A 20306-nucleotide genomic window follows, 5' to 3' on the forward strand; every position below is an offset into this window, starting at 1 on the left:
GATGCGACACGTTTTATTGGCGGTTCTTGCCGTGCTGCTGCTCAGCAGCTGCGCGACGCCGATCAGCCATTACCAGAATGAAACGCCAACGCTGATACTGGAAGAATATTTTGATGGTGAACTGCAGGCCTGGGGCACGATCGAGAACTTCAGTGGCGAAATCACCCGACGCTTCACGGTGCGCATCATCGGTAAACGCGACGGCGACACGCTGATTCTCGACGAATATTTTCAGTTTGATGACGGCGAAAAACAGTTTCGCCAATGGCGCATTGAGAAAACGGCTGCAGGGCAATATGTAGGGCGCGCCGACGATGTCATTGGCACAGCCAGCGGCGAATCGGCTGGTAACGCCTTGCATTGGCGCTATACCTTGCGGGTTCCGGTCGACGACACCACCTATGATCTGCATTTCGACGACTGGATGTTCCTGATCGACAAGCAACACATGATTAACAAGGCAGAAATGCGCAAGTTCGGTATCACCGTTGGCGAAGTAACGTTGTTTTTCCGTAAACCATAGTAACGCGTAACTGCCGTACCGACGTTTACATGAACGTCAGGTAAGGCAGGATGCTTCCCGCCAGCGATGTCACAAACCGGAAAATCGGAAAGCCAAGAATACTGAGCGCAATCAACACCAGAAAAATCATCGCGCCATACTGGGCATTGAACCGGTCATAGCGGTAACTCAAATTGCGTGGCAATAACCATGACATCACATAATGACCATCGAGTGGTCCAAGCGGAATCAGGTTGAAAATCATCAGCAACAAATTGATTTGCGCCAGCAAAATCAGCGCCACACCAAGGCCACTTTCCAAATCGAATGCCCCGGTTTCTGCCGCCCAAACATAAAGATTCACCGAGACAATCGCGATAAGAAGATTCATGAACGGACCCGCTGCGCCAATAAACGCGCCAGCCCAGGGTACGTTTGCTCGACTCGGATTGAACGGCACCGGTTTCGCCCAACCAAAACCCACCATCACGACCATCAGCAGGCCGAGCGGATCGATGTGCGAAATCGGATTCAGCGTCAACCTTCCAGCTTGCTCTGCGGTACGGTCGCCGAGCAATTTAGCCGAAAAAGCGTGACCAAATTCGTGCAGCGTCAGCGAGAAAATAATTGCGCCCAGCAGCAGCACAAACAAACCTACCTGACCATTGAACAACAAGGTAATCATCGAAAAATTCCTGATCGTGAATGAGCGGCAAACGCCGCTCTTATGCAATGGGGCTCACTAGCGCTCATGACAAGCCACACTCAGCGTTTATCCAGCACTTTTGCTGAAACGATGGTATCGCCTTGCTGCAGCGCCATCATGATGTCTTCGCCACGCATGACTTTGGCGAACACGGTGTAATGCCAATCGAGATGCGGATTGCGTTCGGTGTTGAAGAAAAACTGCGATCCGGCCGTGTCTTTGCCGGCCGTGGCCATACCGATATAGCCTCGCTCATGCGGCAAGCGGCTCAGCTCTTCACGAATCCGGTAACCGGGACCGCCATCGCCGCGACCGCTCGGGTCACCGCCTTGGGCGACAAAATTCGGAATCACTCGATGAAACACCGTGCCGTTGTAATAGCCCTTGCCAACCAGTTCGAGGAAATTGGCAGCGGTATAGGGCGCTTGCGGCAACAACTCGATATCGATATCCCCGCGATTGGTGCTCAGTCTTATCTGCGTGCCACTCGCTTTGCGAACGTCGTGATAATCAGCGGTGGCTTTTGCAGGCTCTTCGGTTTCATCACGAAACTCGATGGGCTGCAGTATCGGCATCAGCACCGCGCGATCCGCCGGCACCGCTTCAATATGCGCCTGCAATTCAGCACGCAGGCGCTCAACTTGTTCAGCACTCAATGATTGAAACGCCAGCGCCCGCACCGACCAGGATGGTTCGTCTTTCATGGCCTGGATAAACGTCGTCAGCGCTTTGTCGTCGAGCCGGGCAACCAGCGCCGCCGCTGCTTCAGCTCGTTCGGCATCGGAAGGCGGTGTATCGCGGTAAGCCTTACCGGCCAGGATATCGCGCAGGAAGGCATCACCAACGGCGTCGCTATTGGCACCGAGCACTTTCAACAACAGTTGCCGGGAACGCTCGACCGGTGCGTTTTTCAGCGTATCGATGAGGATATGGCGGCGGAAGGCGCCAGACTCTTTGCGCACCCGAGCCAATGCCGCGGCGCTGTTGCTGGCCAGCGCCACGTTGTCGCTGCGCGCGGCTTGCATCAGACGATTGACCAGGCCGCGATCAAGCTGCTGCAACTTGTCGCGATGATAGGCCCAGAGAAAAGCCGCGGCCTGGGCCAGCGTTTGCTGCTGTTCCGGCTCATGATCCCAGGCATCGACCAATTGCGATTGCAGCCGCGGTGCGGCCAGGTTGGCCAGCGCCAGCCAGATCGCCGAGGCCACTTCAGCGTTCGATTCTTCGGCCAAGCGAGCATGCAGCGGCGCAATGGCATTGACGCTACCGGAAATGCCGAGCGCAAACGCTGCTTCCAGGCGAATCTCGGGACGTTCGTGCTGCAGCGATGGCAGCAGCAAATCCACCACCGGATCACCGCCGATACGACCAAGCAGACGCAGTGCCGTCGTACGCTGTTCGTTGTCGTCGCTTTGCACGGCCGCCTGCCAGAGTTCAGCATCGACCTCACGTCGATCCGCCATTTCATACAGCTGCGAGACAGTACTGGTTGTGGAACAGGACTGCAGTGCGGGTAAGGACAACAACAGCAGAAAAACACCACAAATTCGCATCAGAATTCCTCTTCGACTGACGAAGCCGGGGTCGCATCGGCTACAATGCGCCGGTTTTTTAGCTTTAGGACTTTGCCGTGGCCCAATATATCTGCAGCATGTACAAAGTGTCCAAGGTCGTGCCACCGAAGCGCACGATCATCAAGGACATTTCCCTTTCCTTCTTCCCTGGCGCGAAAATCGGCGTACTCGGCTTGAACGGCGCCGGCAAATCGACGCTGTTGCGCATCATGGCTGGTGTCGACAAGGAATTTGAAGGCGATTTCAATATGCTGGCCGGCACCAAAGTCGGTTACCTGGCGCAGGAGCCGCAGCTCAATACCGAGAAAAACGTGCGCGGCAATATCGAAGAAGCTGTTGCCGAAATCTACGAAGCGAAAGCCAAACTCGATGCCGTTTACGCCGCCTATGCCGAACCGGATGCCGATTTTGACAAGCTGGCCAAGCAGCAGGGCGAACTGGAAGCCTACCTCGCTTCCGTCAATGGTGACGATGTTGACCGGCAACTGGAAGTCGCCGCCGATGCGCTGCGCCTGCCGCCTTGGGACGCCGACGTCAATACCTTGTCCGGCGGTGAAAAGCGCCGCGTCGCGCTGTGCAAACTGCTGCTGAGCAAACCAGACATGCTGCTGCTCGACGAACCGACCAACCATTTGGATGCCGAATCGGTCGCCTGGCTTGAGCGCTTCCTGCACGATTTCCCGGGCACCGTCATTGCGGTCACCCACGATCGCTATTTCCTCGACAACGTCGCTGGCTGGATTCTGGAACTGGACCGTGGCTACGGCATTCCTTGGGAAGGCAATTATTCTTCCTGGCTGGATCAGAAGAGCGCTCGTTTGGAGCAAGAGCAGCGCGCTGAAGCCGCACACATGCGGGCGATGAAAGAAGAGCTGGAATGGGTGCGCAAAAACCCGAAAGCGCGTCAGGCGAAAAACAAAGCCCGTGTTCAGCGCTTTGAGGAACTCTCATCAGTGGAATTCCAGAAACGCAACGAAACCCAAGAGCTCTACGTGCCACCGGGTCCACGCTTAGGCAACATGGTCGTGGAAGCCAAGGGCGTCAAGAAAGCCTTCGGCGATCGCTTGCTGTACGACAATCTGAATTTCAACCTGCCGCCGGGTGGCATTGTTGGCATCATCGGTCCGAACGGCGCGGGTAAGTCGACGCTGTTCAAGATGATCACCGGCGAACAAAAACCGGATGGCGGCGAGCTGCGCATCGGCGACACGGTAAAGCTTGCTTATGTCGATCAATCGCGCGACAGTCTGAATCCGAACAACACGGTGTGGCAGGAAGTTTCCGATGGTTTGGACATCATCACCATTGGCACCTACCAAATCCCTTCGCGCGCCTATATCGGCCGCTTCAACTTCAAAGGCAGCGATCAGCAAAAATTCGTCAAGGATTTATCTGGCGGTGAGCGCAACCGTCTGCATTTGGCCAAGCTGCTGAAAAGCGGTGGCAACGTGCTGCTGCTCGACGAACCGACCAACGATCTCGACGTCGAAACGCTGCGCGCCTTGGAAGAAGCACTGCTGTCGTTCGCCGGTTGCGCTGTGGTCATTTCCCACGATCGCTGGTTCCTGGATCGCACCGCCACCCATATCCTGGCGTTCGAAGGTGACTCGCAAGTGGTCTGGTTCGAAGGCAACTATGCGGATTACGAAGCCGACCGCAAACGTCGCTTGGGTGTAGAAGCTGATCAGCCGCACCGCCTGAAATACAAGAAGCTGGCGAGCTAAATGTTCGCAACAAAAAGGGCTGCCGATGCAGCCCTTTTTGTTGCTCAGCAATTTAATTCGATTGAGCTTTTTTATTGCTCTGCATAACAATCAAATCCACCGGCACCAACACCGTGTCGGCAACCAGGGTCATCGGCCAATCCATCAATACCCGAACAATGACCTCGCCGGGAATGATCGGATCTTGTCAACTGCGCGCCACTTGCTGATTGGCTTTCTTTACGCCGATGCAGGGATACCGCTGCTGAGGTTGTTCAGTACGGGAACTAACCGTTGAGCAGGCGCTGAGTGTAACCAGGGCTGCCATGACAAACACTGGACGCATCGTGATTTCCTTGTCGGGATGATCCGGTAGAAAATATTCCAATCGAAACAAAAAAGGGAGGCTTTCGCCTCCCTTCTAGAAGCCATCTCAAAAATGCCTGGAGCTCGGTGATCTGCGCGAATGTGGTGCTCGGAATCCTCATTTACTACTTGTAAACTCCGGTTCCTGCGCTCCTCTTCGCACACCTCACCATCGCCCAAACTGTTTTTGAGATGGCTTCTAGTGTCCTGCAATTACTGCTGGCTCTGCAAGGCGCGGATGCGCTCTTCCAGCGGCGGGTGGGTCGCGAACAAATGGGCGATGCTGTTGCCGCCATTGCGGATGCCAAACGCCGTCATCTCGGCCGGCATTTGTACCGGTTGGCCTTGCTCGGCCATCAAGCGCTGCAATGCGCCGATCATGCCGAAACGTGAAGCCAGCGTGGCACCGGCATGGTCAGCACGGTATTCGCGGCGGCGCGAGAACCAGGCGACAATCATGCTGGCCAGAATGCCCAGGATCATTTCGGCAACGAAAGTTGCGATATAAAAACCAAAGCCAGGGCCGCTGCTCTCTTCGTCGCGACGCAGGAAGCTATCAACGGCATAGCCGATGATGCGGGCGAAGAACATCACAAAGGTGTTCACAACGCCTTGAATCAGCGTCAGCGTGATCATGTCGCCGTTGGCCACGTGGCCAACTTCGTGACCAAGTACGGCTTTGACTTCTTCCTTATTGAATCGACGCAGCATGCCGGCAGACACCGCCACCAGCGCGTTGTTTTTGTTCCAACCCGTGGCAAACGCGTTCGATTGGTCAGACGGAAACACACCGACTTCCGGCATGCCGATGCCGGCTTTGTGAGCAAGCTCGGCGACCGTGTCGACCAGCCATTTCTCTTCGGCATTACGCGGTTGCTCGATGACGTAAACGCCCATTGACCGCTTCGCCATCCATTTCGAAATCAGCAGGGAGATGATCGCGCCGGTCATACCGAAAATAAAGCAGAACACCAACAGACTGCCGTACTGAATGCCGGACTGCGACAAGTAACTCTTGACGCCCAGCAGGTTCAGTACGATGCCAGCGACCAGCACCACAGCCAGGTTGGTTAACAGGAATAACGCAATACGCATCATGATCTAAGCACCTCTAATTCGGTTCGCCTATTCTGGGGTCTTAGAGTGGTTTTTCAAGCGATTTACGGCGCCTGCAACACCCAGTAACAAAAGACAAATGATGGCAACAGGCCACAGGCCAAATCGCTGCCAAAGGCTTGAACTTGTGTGCAAACTCACCCGTGTTTTCAGCACGCCGACATCAAACGGCGGCAATTGCGATTGGATTTGCCCGAATTGATCCGTGACCGCGGTAATGCCCGTAATAGTGCTTCTTACCAAAGCCAGTTCGTTCTCCAGCGCCCGCATCCGTGCGATTTGCAAATGCTGGGCAGGGCCGAGCGAGCGACCGAACCAGGCATCGTTGCTGACCGTCAGCAAAAAGCCTTTTTGCTGCTGCATCGACGCCACATTGTCCCGCACCAATTCCGGATAGGCGATTTCGTAACAAATGGCGGCGGCAATGGCAGCTTTCGGCGTGTACAGCAGCGAGGCTTCACGACCTTCGGTGAAACCGGACATCGGTAGATTGAAAAACGCCAGCAGCCCACGCAGCAATTTCTCGAACGGCACATATTCACCGAAGGGCACCAGTTGCCGTTTGTCGTATCGGCCGCGGCCGTGGCCCATGCCAATGACGCTATTGTAGTAACGCTGATCCGGGTCGATGACCGCCATACCGAAAATCAAACTGGTGTTATTGTCCAGTGCGCGATCATGCAGCGGTTGAAAATAGTCATTGAGATAGTTGGCAAAGGAAGGAATCGCGCCTTCCGGCCAGATGACCAGATCAGCACGACCAATTAATGGCTCGGTCAGCGCCAGGTATTCGTTTTTGGTTTGTTCAAAACGTTCCGGTTGCCAGCGCACCGATTGTTCGATATTGGCCTGCACCAATGCGACGCTGACGCTATCTTCCTGATCGGTGACAACCGGCGTGTTCCAACGCCACCATGGCAGCGCCAGCGCGACAAACAGCATCGCAAACGTCGCCGTTTTCCATAGCGGATGACGCTCGCGAACAAACTCATGGCCGGCCATGATTGCCAGCACCGCCAGGCTGATCAGCAGCAAGGAAATGCCATAAACGCCGGCGATCGGTGCAATGAATTTCAATACCGTGTCGGTTTGCGAATAACCGGCAAACATCCAGGGAAATCCGCTGAACAGATGGCCGCGCAAATACTCGCCGATAACCCACAACGGAATGATCGCCAAACGTTGCGCCCGCCGATCAGTAAAAAAGCGCTGCAGACACCAACCGAGCAAGGCCGGGTACAGCGCCAGAATCGCGACAAAGCCAACGGTCAACAACATCGACAGCCATAGCGGCGCATTGCCGTAAACATGAATCGCGACATGCACCCAGGAGGTGCCGATACCGAATGCAGCAACGCCCCATAGCCAGCCGAGCCAGGCCGCCTCGCGGGCGCTACGCCCTTCCCAGAGCAGCAACAAACCGCAGAGGCTGACGACGACCATACCGGTCAAATCAATCGGTGCGAAAGCCAGCGGATACAAGGCGCCGGCCAGCAATGCCAATAAGGCTCTTATCGTGACGTACATGACTTTTCTATTCTTGGGCGTGTGGTCTTGGCAAGGTTCGGCGACGATTGTCGCACGTCGATCATGAGAACGGAATGACAGTAACGCGTGGTTTAGCGCGGAGAAACCGATGTGGCGGAACGCTCGGCGTTAAACGGCAGATTATCGTGATACTCGACTTTCAGACCGTGAAACTGGTCAAACAGTCGGCGGTGTGCCTGCAATGAAAATTCATCATCGCGTTGTTCGTATTGCGCCACCCAATCCAGCAGCATCGCCAGGTTTTCATCCTGGGCTTGTTTGCTGGAATATTTGTGCGGTTCAAATGGCCGCATTCGGCAATTGTGCTGACAGGTTTCGATGCCGGGATTCAGGAAAATCAGTTGCTCGGCAAATGGCAAAACCAGCGCCAGCAACGAACTGTAGCAACCCTCGATGACCCAACGTGAATGAGCCTCAACAAAGTGTTCAATATCGGCCTGGCTTTCAGCCAAAGAGCGTCGAGATGTCGGCGAATGCGGATGCCAGGCAACGCTGTCCAAATCGAGATGGGCGGCCAGCTGCTCAGCCGCCAACTTTCTGGCCAACGTTGATTTCCCAGAACCGGAATTACCGAAAATCAGTGTACGCATGAGCGTCAACTATTGCTCAACGGCGTTGCGGGTCTGCAGTACCGGTTTGCGTTGCACACGCAGCATCTTGATTCGGCGACTGTCGCAGGCAATGACGGTGAAATTCAAATCCGAAAGGGCCAGATGTTCACCACGCTGAGGCATATGGCCAAAACGGTTGGCAACAACGCCACCAATCGTGTCGAATTCATCGACATCAAACTCGGTATGGAAATGCTCGTTGAACTCCTCAACACTGGTCGCCGCACTGACATGCCACTCCTGCGGACCGAGCTGACGAAGCTGATATTCCTCGCCTTCAAAATCGTATTCATCGGCAATATCGCCAACGATTTGCTCGAGCACATCCTCAATGGTAACGAGACCGGCAACGCCGCCGTATTCGTCAACCACAATCGCCATATGATTGCGGCTGATGCGGAACTCACGCAGCAGGCTGTCCAGCCGTTTGCTTTCCGGCACCACCAGCGACGGCCGCAGAATTTCGTGAATATCAAACGCGGCGTCAGCCTCTTCCGGCGCCATCAGGTTGAACTGCAGCAGGTCTTTGGCCAGCAAAACGCCTTCGACCTGGTCGCGATTCTTGCCAATGACCGGATAGCGCGAATGCCCGGATTCAACGATCACCGGCAGAATCTGTTTCAGCTCGTCGTCTTCATTAATGACGACCATTTGCGCGCGCGGAATCATGATGTCGCGCACCCGCAGTTCGGCGACGCTCATGACGCCTTCGAGCATGCTCAGCGTATCGCGGTCGATAACGGTTTCTTCGGCGGCTTCACGCAGGGTTTGCTTCAAGTCCTGCCGGTCGGTTGGAGTGTGTCGCCAAAGCGATTTAAGACGATGGAAGAAGGGACTGTGGCTTTGCGATCGAGGGTCGTCGCTCATGGTGGGTTCTTTTTTATCCTGCGCTAAGGTCAGTGACAGTGGTTCCAATCACAACACTTGATCGTCTTCGATCAGGTACGGATCGGGAAAATTCAAATTCGCCATAATGCGCCGCTCTTCATTTTCCATGATGTCGGCGTCTGCGGATTTTATATGGTCATAGCCTAACAAATGCAAGACACCATGCACCACCATATGAGCCCAGTGGGCACGAGCGGTTTTGCCCTGCTCTTTCGCTTCCTTGGCAACCACAGCAGCACAAATAACCAGATCGCCAAGATAGTGCTCACTTACTTCGAACGGGTGATCGCTGGCAAAACTGAGGACATTGGTCGGATAGTCTTTTTGACGGTAGTCCGCATTCAATTGCTGGCTTTCTTTCTCGCCGACGATGCGTATCGTCAGGCCAGCCCGGTTTTTGTGACCAAGCAGTGCGGCGCGAGCATAACGACGCAACAAGGTCGCGGTCGGTACATCCTGGCGCTTGGTCATGTTTTGCACGGTCAAATTCAGACGCAGACTCATTCGCCAGTTTCCTGTTCATTGGCCGCTTTGCGTTCTTCTTTCTGCGCTTTCAACAAGGATTGCTTGCGTTCCCATTCTTCATAAGCGCGCACCACACGCATGACCACCGGATGGCGAACGACGTCTTCAGCGGTGAAAAACGTGAAGCTGACCCGATCAATGCCCTGCAACACTTCAATGGCGTGACGCAAACCGGATTTGGTGTTGCGCGGCAAATCGACCTGAGTGATATCGCCGGTAATGACCGCGCGGGAGTCAAAACCGATACGGGTCAGCAGCATTTTCATCTGCTCGACGGTGGTGTTCTGGCTTTCATCGAGAATGACAAAACTTTCATTCAATGTGCGGCCACGCATGAATGCCAACGGCGCCACTTCAATGACATTGCGCTCCATGTATTTTTCGACTTTTTCGAAGCCGAGCATTTCATAGAGCGCGTCATACAGCGGACGCAAATACGGGTCGACTTTCTGGGCCATATCACCCGGTAAAAAGCCGAGCTTTTCGCCTGCTTCCACAGCAGGGCGCGTCAAAATGATGCGGCGAACCTGCTGCCGTTCCAGCGCATCAACGGCGCAGGCGACCGCGAGATACGTTTTGCCGGTACCGGCCGGGCCGATACCAAAGCTGATATCGCTGTGGCGAATGCTGTCGATGTAATTGGCCTGGTTACTGTTACGTGCCTTGATCGGGCCGCGTTTGGTAAAGACCGTGAAGTCTTTTTCCATTTTCTGTTTGTCTTCACGGACCCGGAATTGCTGCAACAATAAATGCAAATCGGCGCGGGTGATCGCGCCCTGCGTTTCTGACAGCTCAAACAGCGCCAGCACGACATCGGCAGCCGCTTCGGCCTGCTCACGATCGCCAATGACGCGAAATTGATTGCTGCGATTGCTGATCTCAACGCCCAGCCTTCGTTCGATTTGGCGCAGGTTGTCGTCAAGCTGACCGGTTACCGCGGACAACCGCGCGTTGTCCATCGGCTCCAGGGCAAAATCAATGGTATGCAGACTCAAGCGGCGGCCTCTTCGACCATTTCACCACGCAGGCTGTTTGGCAACGCTTCGGTGATACGCACGTTAACGAAATCACCAATCAGCGTATGCGGACCAGAGAAATTGACGATGCGATTGTTTTCGGTGCGGCCGGACAGCTGCATCGGATCTTTCTTGCTCGGGCCATCGACCAGCACCGTTTGCACGCTACCGACCATTTGACGCGCGATCTGCTGGGCCTGTTGATTCAGGCGATGTTGCAGCAATTGCAGCCGTTCTTTTTTCACCGACTCCGGCGTTTCATCGTGCAGATCGGCAGCCGGCGTACCGGGGCGAGCGCTGTAAATAAAACTGAAGCTCATGTCATAACCGATGTCGGCGACGAGTTTCATCGTGGCATCAAAATCGGCCTGGGTTTCACCGGGAAAACCGATGATGAAATCGGATGACATCGACAAGTCCGGGCGAATCGCTTTCAGCCTACGCACTTTCGATTTGTATTCGAGCGCCGTGTGGCCGCGCTTCATCGCGGCCAGAATCCGATCAGAACCGCTTTGCACCGGCAGATGCAAATGCGAAACCAGTTTCGGCACCCGGCCATAGACTTCGATCAGGCGATCAGAAAACTCGACCGGATGCGAGGTGGTAAAACGGATGCGACCGATTTGCGGAATCGACGCTGTCAGTTCAATCAGTTCGGCCAAATCGGCGAAACCGCCGTCATGGGTTTTGCCCTGATAGGCATTGACGTTCTGGCCCAGGAAATTGATTTCGCGCACGCCTTTTTCGGCCAAGGACACGACTTCAGCAAGCACATCATCGAGCGGACGCGAGACTTCGGCACCACGGGTGTAAGGCACCACACAGAACGTGCAGTATTTGTTGCAGCCTTCCATGATCGAGACAAACGCCGAAGCACCATTGACGCTCGGTTCCGGCAGCCGATCAAACTTTTCGATTTCCGGGAAGGAAATATCGATGGCCGGCTTGTGCTCGGTGCGGACTTTGCTGATCAGTTCAGGCAAACGATGCAGCGTCTGCGGGCCGAATACGACATCGACATAAGGCGCGCGCTGACGAATCGCCGCGCCTTCCTGGGAGGCGACGCAACCACCAACACCAATGACCAGGTTCGGATTCTTCTGCTTCAGCGGCCGCCATTCGCCGAGCTGGGAAAACACTTTTTCCTGGGCCTTTTCCCGAATCGAGCAGGTATTCAGCAGGATCACATCCGCTTCTTCCGGATGTTCGGTCACTTCCATGCCGTCGTGGTCTTTCAGCAGGTCGGCCATACGCGACGAGTCGTACTCGTTCATCTGGCAACCCCAGGTCTTGATATACAGCTTTTGCTTCATAAATTCGGGTTTACTGGCACAGTCGTAGCGGGTTAGGCCCGCGAAAGGGTGGCGATTTTATCATCAGCGCCGTTTCCGGCCAATCGATAGTGATGGTGTTGAGGCCTGAGCTTAGCGGGGTTTTTTATTGAACAAGGGGTCGTCAGACATCGCGTCCTGGCTAATCAGGTCAGAAAGCGTGTGTTCGGATGCACGACGCATGAACTCACAGACGGCATCACGCATGGCTTTGCGAATCAGCCCCTGCTTTTTCAAGTCGTGATCGTCAGTGAATGGCAACGAATTCAGCTCCGCCATCAACGCGGCGCTGCGCTGCTCGATCCAAATTTTCATGCTCATGAAGCACTTTCCTGATCACGGTACAATGCCAAATGTAGCCCGTTCACGACCGGATTGCCAATGAACTACCTTGCCCACTGCTGTCTGGTGCCGGCAACGCCCGAGGCATTGGCCGGCAGCCTACTCGGCGATGTCATTCACGGCCCGGATTTGAGCCATCTGCCAGCCGAAATCGAGCGCGCCGTGCGCCTGCATCGCTTCGTCGATCGTTGGACCGACGAACACCCGGAAAACCTCGCCGCCCGGTCGCTGTTCAAGCCACCGCTGCGCCGCTTTGCCGGCATCATCATCGACATGGCGTACGACCATTTTCTCGCTCGCAATTTCGCTGCACTCGAGGATCGCAATCTGCTGGCGTTTTCCGCCCAGGTGTACGCCGCGTTGCATCAGTATCAATCGCTGGCGCCTGCACGTGGCCAGGCGCGGCTGCGCTACATCATCGATACCGATTTATTGAACCAGTATTGGCATTGGCCGTCGGTGCAAAAAGCCCTGCGCGGTATCGGTTCACGATTCTCGCGGCCGACGCCACTAACCACCCACGTCGACGAAATCACGCCGCTGCTGCCGACGCTCGATGAGCATTTCCAACGATTTTATCCGGCGCTGAAAATCGAGGCAGCCAAGCAATGGCATAAGCTCGGCGCTTAACGCGGCGATTCCAGTATCGTTTCAACGATCACCAGCAGCCGCGCCAACGTGCCGCCAAGCTGGCGCTGAATCGGCGCGATCTGCGCCGCACGTTCAGCGCGTGCTGAAGTGGCGCTGAAGCGCTGCCAAACGTGTGCCAGTGATTCGGCATTCGTTACCGTGTCAATGATTCCAGCCTTGCTCAAACGACGCGTCAGCGTGGCAAAATTGAAGGTATGCGGGCCTTGTTGTACCGGCAATTGCCAGGCCAGAGGCTCCAATGGATTATGACCGCCACGGGCAACCAAACTGCCGCCGACAAACGCGGCATCGGCAACGCCATAGAGCATCATCAGCTCGCCCATCGTGTCGCCGATCAGGATATCGGTGTCAGCACCAAAGGCGTTCTGACTGCGCCGGGCAACGCGAAAACCGCTCGCTTCCGCCAATTTGGTTACGGCATCAAATCGTTCTGGATGACGCGGCACCAAAATCAACGCCGCATCATTTTTTGCCTGTTTCAAACGCGCGAATGCATCTAGCACCATCGCGTCTTCACCGTCGTGAGTGCTGGCGGCAATGACCACGTAACGCGATTCACCTAAGCTCTCGCGCAGCGCTTTGGCGGCGACCCGCTGTGCCTCGCTGACCCGCACATCGGATTTGATTGTGCCGGTCACCTCGATGCGTTCAGGATGCACGCCCAACGCGATAAATCGGCGCTCGTCACTGCGTTCCTGAGCGGCAATGAACGCGATATTTTTCAGCATCGGCACCGACAGGCAGCGAGCCTTGTAATAACCGCGAGCCGAGCGCTTCGACAAGCGCGCATTGATCACCACCAGCGGCACATTTTGCTCAGCGCAGCTATGCACCATGTTCGGCCACAACTCGGTTTCCATGACCAGCGCCAGTTGCGGTTTCACGTGTCGCAAAAATCGGCGCAACAGCCAGGGTAAATCGTAAGGAGCGTAAACATGCTGGACACGCTGACCAAACAAGGCGTGCACCCGTTCGGACCCGGTGGGCGTCGTGGTGGTGACCGTGATCGGCAACTCTGGATATTTTTGCAGCAGCGCTTCAATCAGCGGCGCGGCGGCCAGCGTTTCACCGACCGACACGGCATGCAGCCAAATGCCTTGCTCGCGCGTATTCGGCAAGCGGGCAAAACGCTCGCGCCAACGCCGGCGATAGCCAGGATTGGCGCGCCCCCGCCACCAGAGGCGCAGCAACACCACCGGGATCAGCAACAAAAACAACAGGGAATAAAGCTGGCGCATGCCCCACGCTTGGCCGGCATGAGGGCCGGCAGCTCAAGATAAAGCGTGTACTATAAAAAATTTGCGGCAGGTACGGGTGACAAAATTGCCTCGCCCCACTCCAACTCAGCCATAACGACGGAAAGGATGTCGCTGTTGATGATTGCCAGTTTATTTTTTATCCAGCTAGCCAGTGTCAGCGCCGGCTCCGCGATTGATCAATGCCAGTTAGCCGAACAAGGCGCGGACGCCTTGCGCGAAGCGGAGGCACGCATTGAACACCACACACTGGCCAACGGTTTGCAGCTGATGCTGCTGCCGATGCCAGCGCAGCAAACCGTGGCCATCGCCACCGAAGTCGATGTCGGCTCACGACACGAACAAATCGGCGAAACCGGTTACGCGCATCTGTTCGAGCATTTGTTGTTTGAAGGCAGCGAAAATGCGCCGGGTGAAGCCTACACGCAAGCGATGCGCCAGCTTGGTGGCCAATTCAATGCCGAAACCTGGTTTGATTACACCCGTTATTACATCCAGTTTCCGGCCCATGCCTTGCATCGTGTGCTCTGGTTGGAAGCCGATCGTTTTCGACGTCCGGTACTCAGTGAAAAAACCGTCGAGAATCAAAAAGCCGCGGTGCTGGAAGAAACCGCGATGCGGGTTGATAACACGCCGTTTTTCCGTGCCAGCATGGAGTTCATGCTGCAGCAAATGGCCGGCACGCCGTATGCGCATGATGTGCTCGGTCGCCGCGAAGATATCGTCAACGCCACGCCGGCCTCGCTGTCCCGTTTTCATCAACGCCATTATTTTCCGGCCAATACCCGCATCGCGTTGACGGGTCAGTTTCAAGCGGAGCAGGCGGCACAATGGCTGCAACAACAATTTGGTGATTGGCGCAATCCGCGCGAGCTGCCGCCTGCTGATGCCGCCATTACCGTCGAGCCAACTGAAGCCGAAGCGACGCTGACCGATAGCCGTTCGCCATGGCCGGCGCTATTGCTGGCTTGGCACACCGTTGGCCAGCAGCATCCGGATCGGGCCGCGATTGATCTATTTGAACGACATTTGCTGGGCATGCCCGACAATCGTCTTGAGCAAGCGCTACGCCAAGAAGACAGCACGTTCATCGTGCAATCGATAGCGCTGCCGATGGCCGATCATGGCCTCAGCAATCTGGTTCTGGTGCCGCGCGCACATAAAAGCCTCGACGATCTTGAGCAAACGGTATTGCAGAACATCGCCGAGGTCGCCGAACAGGGATTGAGCACCGAACGGCTCTGCCAACTAAAAGCCGATCACATCGAACAACAGTTGCGCCGGCTTGATGATCCGCTGCAATTGGCCAGTGCCCTGGTGGCAAACGGTGAGCGCTTTCCGCACACGCCGCTGACCGGGCAATGGCAAAATATACAGGCACTGACTTCCGCCGATCTGCAGCGCGTCGCCAAACAGTATTTTCAACGCCAACCGATACGTCTGGAACTGCAACCCGCCTGGTATATGCGCGTTGCGAAAACCTTGCTTGAATGGTTGCCGGAAAGCTGGGCCAAAGGACTGGAGGAAAGCGCACTATGAAAACCATCTTGGCGATGTTACCTCTCATCTTGTTGAGCGCTTGCGCGCAAAAAGCCACTCACTTCACGCCCGTCGAACCAGCGCAGGTGATCCCGGTGCAACAACTCGCCGCTGCACCAGCGTTGGCAACGGTGCCGCCGCTGCAATTATCGCCGCCGCAGGTAACACAAGTTGGCTCCAATCATTTCCTGCACTATTTCCATCGCCCGGGATTGAGCCGCAACGAAGTGCGTTTGATTCGGTTGAATCACGATGCCTACGGCGAACAAGCCGATGTGCTGGCTGAAGCGCTGCGCGAATTCAAACATGGCGACATGGCGCAAAGTCCATGGCAGTTCAGCCGCTATTGGTCAGGTTCAGCCGGCCCACACAGTTTTCAATTGCACGCCACCGTTTACGATATTGAGCTACACCCGGCGATTGAGTTTTTCATCAGCCTCTGGCGCGATTATCCGCTTGCCGAGGTCGATGCAGAACGCGTCAAACGTTCGCTGAAAATGCGCCGGCATGAGCAGCGTTTTTTCGGCAACGATTATCGCCGTTGGTGGAATCTGATTGCACTCGGCGAAGGGCATCCGTATTTAAGCCTGCAAACCGAGGCCGAGCGACTCAATGAATTGCAAAGCGATGATCTGCAGCAAATCTGGCAACAGCATCGCAATGCCAGTGCTTGGCATTTGCTGATTGCCAGCCCGACAGCGCCGGAGGCCCTGCACGAAATTTTTACTCGGCAACTGGCCAGTCTGCCGATTGCCGTTGATAAAAACCGGGCGCTGCCGACGTTGCCGCCATCGATGCCATTGACGCTGCATGTGCTCGATGCGCCAGGCACCGTGCAAACGCAAATCACCTTGGGTTATGTGCTGGCCGATACCGGCCCGGAAATGAGCCTTGCCTGTGCGTTTTTGGGTGAATGGCTAGGCGGCAGTTTTGCCGGCAGATTGTTCGCTGACTTGCGCGAACGACGTGGACTGGCTTACGCCGTTGGCGGCGGTTGCGAACAAAAACCGCTGGCGCAGATGCTGCGCTTTGGCGGCTCCACACGTTTGGAAAATACCGGAGCCTTTATTCATGGCTTGCTTGATCATATGCGTCTGGCCAAGGAGCAACTGATCGACGCCGACGAACTCTCTCTGCTGCAACAACAATTGCTCGGCGAATGGCGGGTCGGTCTGGACTCCGTCGAAGGTCAACTCGATGTGTATGGTCACATTTTGCAAATGCAGCGCAGCTGGCCGCAGTTCCTGGCGCGCGAACAACGGCTGCAAGCATTAACACCGAACGATGTGCAGCAGCTCGCGCAAAAGGTTTTTGCCGAATCTCCGGTGATCGTCATGCGCGGCGATGCCGATAAAATCCTGCCGGATTTGCGCGCCAAGTTTCCGCAGGCAAATATTGTTGTTGAAGATAAGGTGCCGGAGTGAAATAAAAAAGGGCGACAGTGGATTGGCATCGCTGGTTCTCCGATCCCCTCTCCCTACCCCATTGATGAACACTAACTAGGTCGTCATTCCCGCGAAAGCGGGAATCCATTACCGATTGTTCGAAGGTTTTTTTGCTCGGTTTGAATGCGTGCGCGATTCGCTACGGCATCGCCTGCGCCGGCAGACAGGTGCGCAGCATCGACAAGGCGACATCGCGCAACCATTCCTGCAGGATGTCCTTGTGTTCGTGGCGGGTGCTGTAGAGCTGGCCGGCCATCAGCATGACCATGAACAGCCGGCAGAAATCGACCAGCTGGGGTTTTGGCCAGTAGGAGCCGCGCTGCTCCAACACATCGGCCCAGAGCATCGCCAAATCCTGCAACAGCGCGTCGGTCAGATCGCGCAACTCCGGCACTTGTTCAATCAGCGGTTGCAGCTCTGGTAAGGCCCATGTGGCCTTGTCGCTCGGGTACAGCGCCACGACCACTTGCTCCAACAGATGCGCGAGCGGCGCGTTCTCGGCCTCCAAGCGCCAGACTTCGCAGCGAGCCTGCAAGGCCAGGCAGCGGCGCTCCAACAGCGCAAAGGCAATCGATTCCTTGCCGGGAAAGTACTGATACAAGGAGGCGATATCGACACCGGCAGACGAGGCAATGGCGTTGGTGTTGAATGCCAGCAAGCCACCCTCAACGAGAATGGTTTCGGCGGCGCTCAGGATTTTGTCTACCGTTTGCCGGCTGCGCGCCTGTCGTGGCTGCTTGCGCGGCAGAACGGAGGGGTTATCGGCCATTCCGACGGCTTCCGGGGAACTGAATAAAAACAAGTGTAATAGGCCTTACCGGAAAAAAACGGAATTTGTCAGCAGATACTGTGTTTTCTTGCCTTAGCGGCAAAAAGAGGCAGCAAGATGGGACTTCAGGCCCTGTTGGCTCGGGCCCGGCGCACTTCTTTCGGGTCGGCGATCAGCGGTCGGTACAGCTCGATTCGGTCGCCCTCGCGCACGGTCTGATCGGCCGGCACTACCCGTGACCAGATGCCGTATTTCAGCGTCGAAAAATCGGTGTCCGGGAAACGCTTCTTGATACCGCTGAGTTCAATGGCCTGTTCGACCGTTGAGCCTTCCGGCACCGTCAGGGCAATCAGCACTTGCTCATGTGGCAGAGCATAGGCCACCTCGACGGCGACATCAATCACGGTAGACCTCCCGGGCGCGCTGCTGAAAGGCATCGACCAGCGACAGCATCAGGCGCTGGAAGGCCGGACCGAAGGCGATGCCGGCCAGCATCGAGGTGAATTCAAAATCGACTTTCAGGCTGATCCGGCAACCGGCATCACCGAGCGCGACAAAGCGCCATTCGCCATTGAGGAATTTGAACGGCCCTTCGGCCAGTTTCATCGTCAGGTAATCCGGCGCCTGCCAACGGTTTTCAGTGGTGAATGATTGCTGAAAGCCGCCCTTGGCCAGCGTCAGTTGCGCCTGCATCGACTGCTCGTCCTGGCTCAGAATCCGCGCTGCCGCGCAGCCGGGCAAAAACTCCGGATAGCGCTCGACGTCATTGACCAGGGCAAACATCTGGGCCGGGCTGTATGGCACCAGCGCTTCTCGGTGAACCTGCGGCATCGCTACAACAATCGCATCAGAAAGGGCGCGCATCTTAACATAGCGCCTGTCGCCGGACCTGGTTCGGTAATTACCGAACCAGCAGGCCAGGACAAGATCGGTATAATGCGCCCCCTTGAAGCACAGTGCATCGCGCAGCGATGATTGCCCCTCTTGATGTGAGGGGAGTTTTCCCGCCCGTTATCGGACAGTTGATGAGTAAAGCCGAAAAGAAAAACCAATCCGCCACGATCGCCGTCAATCGCCGGGCGAAATTCGACTATTTCATCGAAAAACGCCTGGAAGCCGGCATCGTGTTGCAAGGCTGGGAAGTCAAGGCAATCCGCGAAGGCAAGGCCAACCTGACCGACAGCTACGTCATTTTCAAGAATGGCGAAGCGTTTCTGCTCGGCGCGCAAGTGATTCCGCTGAACACGGTGTCCACACACTTTGTGCCGGACCCGACCGCCACCCGCAAACTGCTGCTGAACAAAACCGAGATCGCCAAGTTGTCGGCTGAAGTGGCACAGAAAGGTTACACGCTGCTGGCGTTGTCGCTGTACTGGAAAAGCAATCGTGTGAAAGTGGAATTGGGCCTCGCCAAAGGTAAAGCTGAACACGATAAACGCGACACCACCAAAGAGCGCGAATGGCAGCGCGAGAAAGAACGGACGATGAAGCACAAGGTGCGCTGATCACTCATCCAGTCGCCATTTTTTCCGCAATAGCTGCAGCTCACCGCGCTGCTGCAACTGCTGCAGCCCCTGATCCACAATCGACTTCAATGCCCGAGCTCGCCCCGAATCCGGATTGGCCATCGCCATGTAATAGTGCTGCGGCGTTTGCCAGGCAATGCGGACGCTGCTGATCGGATCCCAGTGCAAATGTAGCTCACGCGTCACGGGATCATTTCGCCAAACCTCCAGCGCATTGACAACGAAATCGCAGCGATCACGGCGCAGCTTGTCGAGCAATGAGCTCATGTTCTGCGCGCTCTGCTCAATCGACGCTGGCGGAATATCGATATTGGGAAATACCGCACCGTGCAAACCACAGAGCCGGAAACGCGACAAGTGTTGTGGCGAGGTAAATGACGGCTGTTCGGCGAAACGCACGCGGCGATAAAAAAGATGCGTGGTGGTTTGGTAATACGGCGCTGACAACAGCAGTTTCTCGGCACGTTCCTTTGAATGGGAAATACTCAAGGTCATGTCGTATGACTGGCCATCCATCAATGCCCGCAAACAACGCGCCCAAGGCACCATCTCGATTCGGTAGGCTTGGGAAGCTTCAGTGAAAATCCGATCAATGATATCGACCGAAAAGCCGATGACCTGTGCCCGACCTGACGCGGCCTCCCAATAGCTGAATGGCCGCCAGCCATGCTCGTCCTCGCAGATGCGCACGATTCCATCGAGTTCACCGGCTCGCGCTGAACTGAAAGCGACGGTCAGCAACAGCATCGCCAAACAAACGCGACGCATGGCCTGTCCTTTATTGTTGAATCCCCCGTGCAAGAAGCATAGTTGACGCGGCCGGCATAACGGTAATTTTTCACTGCGGCGTCGCGTCATCGGCGTTAAGCTCAAGGCAAGCCATATGGAGGGC

22 protein-coding genes are annotated in these 20306 nt (G+C 55.9%); 6 read left to right on the forward strand and 16 right to left on the reverse strand.

Annotated elements, in window-relative coordinates; all coding sequences use genetic code 11:
* The first annotated feature begins 1 nt into the window (after position 1).
* Complete coding sequence (locus E2H98_RS05390; RefSeq protein ID WP_133590858.1) at positions 2-523, forward strand: DUF3833 domain-containing protein; 522 nt, start codon at positions 2-4, stop codon at positions 521-523.
* A gap of 25 nt (positions 524-548) precedes the next feature.
* Here E2H98_RS05390 and E2H98_RS05395 read toward each other — a convergent pair whose 3' ends face one another.
* Both E2H98_RS05395 and E2H98_RS05400 read right to left on the reverse strand, forming a co-directional pair.
* Positions 549-1187: a site-2 protease family protein gene (locus E2H98_RS05395; RefSeq protein ID WP_133590856.1), complete on the reverse strand. Its 639-nt coding sequence runs from the start codon at positions 1185-1187 to the stop codon at positions 549-551.
* 80 nt (positions 1188-1267) lie between these two features.
* Positions 1268-2671 (reverse strand): peptidylprolyl isomerase, encoded by a 1404-nt coding sequence (locus tag E2H98_RS05400; protein ID WP_162848182.1) that lies wholly within the window; start codon positions 2669-2671, stop codon positions 1268-1270.
* A 167-nt stretch (positions 2672-2838) separates the two neighbouring features.
* Between E2H98_RS05400 and ettA the strand changes: the two genes are divergently transcribed.
* Complete coding sequence (ettA, locus tag E2H98_RS05405; protein WP_133590852.1) at positions 2839-4506, forward strand: energy-dependent translational throttle protein EttA; 1668 nt, start codon at positions 2839-2841, stop codon at positions 4504-4506.
* A gap of 187 nt (positions 4507-4693) precedes the next feature.
* On the opposite strand, the gene E2H98_RS05410 is transcribed toward ettA, so the two are convergent.
* The 9 genes from E2H98_RS05410 to E2H98_RS05450 form a co-directional block, all read right to left on the reverse strand.
* Positions 4694-4831 carry a hypothetical protein gene (locus E2H98_RS05410; protein ID WP_157591260.1) on the reverse strand — a complete coding sequence of 46 codons (138 nt, stop codon included), beginning with the start codon at positions 4829-4831 and terminating at the stop codon, positions 4694-4696.
* A gap of 233 nt (positions 4832-5064) precedes the next feature.
* Positions 5065-5949 carry a protease HtpX gene (gene htpX, locus E2H98_RS05415; RefSeq protein ID WP_133590851.1) on the reverse strand — a complete coding sequence of 295 codons (885 nt, stop codon included), beginning with the start codon at positions 5947-5949 and terminating at the stop codon, positions 5065-5067.
* 27 nt (positions 5950-5976) lie between these two features.
* Complete coding sequence (lnt, locus tag E2H98_RS05420; RefSeq protein WP_133590849.1) at positions 5977-7494, reverse strand: apolipoprotein N-acyltransferase; 1518 nt, start codon at positions 7492-7494, stop codon at positions 5977-5979.
* Between the two features lie 92 nt (positions 7495-7586).
* Complete coding sequence (locus tag E2H98_RS05425; RefSeq protein WP_133590847.1) at positions 7587-8105, reverse strand: P-loop NTPase family protein; 519 nt, start codon at positions 8103-8105, stop codon at positions 7587-7589.
* Positions 8106-8114: 9 nt separating this feature from the next.
* Positions 8115-8993 (reverse strand): HlyC/CorC family transporter, encoded by an 879-nt coding sequence (locus E2H98_RS05430; protein WP_133590845.1) that lies wholly within the window; start codon positions 8991-8993, stop codon positions 8115-8117.
* 48 nt (positions 8994-9041) lie between these two features.
* On the reverse strand, positions 9042-9518 hold the full coding sequence (ybeY, locus tag E2H98_RS05435) for an rRNA maturation RNase YbeY (protein WP_133590843.1): 477 nt from the start codon (positions 9516-9518) through the stop codon (positions 9042-9044).
* Positions 9515-10498: a PhoH family protein gene (locus E2H98_RS05440; protein ID WP_133590987.1), complete on the reverse strand. Its 984-nt coding sequence runs from the start codon at positions 10496-10498 to the stop codon at positions 9515-9517. Before E2H98_RS05440 ends, ybeY begins: the two co-directional genes overlap by 4 nt.
* A 32-nt stretch (positions 10499-10530) precedes the next feature.
* Positions 10531-11868 carry a tRNA (N6-isopentenyl adenosine(37)-C2)-methylthiotransferase MiaB gene (miaB, locus tag E2H98_RS05445; protein WP_133590841.1) on the reverse strand — a complete coding sequence of 446 codons (1338 nt, stop codon included), beginning with the start codon at positions 11866-11868 and terminating at the stop codon, positions 10531-10533.
* A 111-nt stretch (positions 11869-11979) separates the two neighbouring features.
* Positions 11980-12207: a hypothetical protein gene (locus tag E2H98_RS05450; protein WP_133590839.1), complete on the reverse strand. Its 228-nt coding sequence runs from the start codon at positions 12205-12207 to the stop codon at positions 11980-11982.
* Positions 12208-12267: 60 nt separating this feature from the next.
* On the opposite strand from E2H98_RS05450, the gene E2H98_RS05455 reads away from it, so the two are divergent.
* Positions 12268-12858, forward strand: a complete 591-nt coding sequence (locus E2H98_RS05455) for an acyl carrier protein phosphodiesterase (protein ID WP_133590837.1) — start codon at positions 12268-12270, stop codon at positions 12856-12858.
* Here E2H98_RS05455 and waaA read toward each other — a convergent pair.
* Positions 12855-14117: a lipid IV(A) 3-deoxy-D-manno-octulosonic acid transferase gene (gene waaA, locus E2H98_RS05460; RefSeq protein WP_133590835.1), complete on the reverse strand. Its 1263-nt coding sequence runs from the start codon at positions 14115-14117 to the stop codon at positions 12855-12857. The two genes, E2H98_RS05455 and waaA, sit on opposite strands and share 4 nt — an antisense overlap.
* Before the next feature lie 138 nt (positions 14118-14255).
* Between waaA and E2H98_RS05465 the strand changes: the two genes are divergently transcribed.
* A complete protein-coding gene (locus tag E2H98_RS05465) occupies positions 14256-15674 on the forward strand; it encodes a M16 family metallopeptidase (protein WP_162848181.1) in 1419 nt (472 codons plus the stop codon).
* A complete protein-coding gene (locus E2H98_RS05470; RefSeq protein WP_157591261.1) occupies positions 15671-17098 on the forward strand; it encodes a M16 family metallopeptidase in 1428 nt (475 codons plus the stop codon). Before E2H98_RS05465 ends, E2H98_RS05470 begins: the two co-directional genes overlap by 4 nt.
* A gap of 160 nt (positions 17099-17258) precedes the next feature.
* On the opposite strand, the gene E2H98_RS05475 is transcribed toward E2H98_RS05470, so the two are convergent.
* From E2H98_RS05475 to E2H98_RS05485, 3 genes are all read right to left on the reverse strand, one after another.
* Positions 17259-17888: a TetR/AcrR family transcriptional regulator gene (locus tag E2H98_RS05475; RefSeq protein ID WP_133590829.1), complete on the reverse strand. Its 630-nt coding sequence runs from the start codon at positions 17886-17888 to the stop codon at positions 17259-17261.
* 125 nt (positions 17889-18013) lie between these two features.
* On the reverse strand, positions 18014-18292 hold the full coding sequence (locus tag E2H98_RS05480; RefSeq protein ID WP_232475464.1) for an RnfH family protein: 279 nt from the start codon (positions 18290-18292) through the stop codon (positions 18014-18016).
* Positions 18285-18752, reverse strand: a complete 468-nt coding sequence (locus E2H98_RS05485; protein WP_232475465.1) for a type II toxin-antitoxin system RatA family toxin — start codon at positions 18750-18752, stop codon at positions 18285-18287. The genes E2H98_RS05480 and E2H98_RS05485 overlap by 8 nt, the downstream gene beginning before the upstream one ends.
* 161 nt (positions 18753-18913) lie before the next feature.
* Between E2H98_RS05485 and smpB the strand changes: the two genes are divergently transcribed.
* On the forward strand, positions 18914-19393 hold the full coding sequence (smpB, locus tag E2H98_RS05490; RefSeq protein WP_133590825.1) for an SsrA-binding protein SmpB: 480 nt from the start codon (positions 18914-18916) through the stop codon (positions 19391-19393).
* On the opposite strand, the gene E2H98_RS05495 is transcribed toward smpB, so the two are convergent.
* A complete protein-coding gene (locus E2H98_RS05495; RefSeq protein WP_157591262.1) occupies positions 19394-20182 on the reverse strand; it encodes a substrate-binding periplasmic protein in 789 nt (262 codons plus the stop codon). It abuts the gene before it with no gap.
* Positions 20183-20306: the final 124 nt, after the last annotated feature.

Origin of the sequence: Permianibacter aggregans, assembly GCF_009756665.1 — a bacterium.
GTDB lineage: Bacteria > Pseudomonadota > Gammaproteobacteria > Enterobacterales > Permianibacteraceae > Permianibacter > Permianibacter aggregans.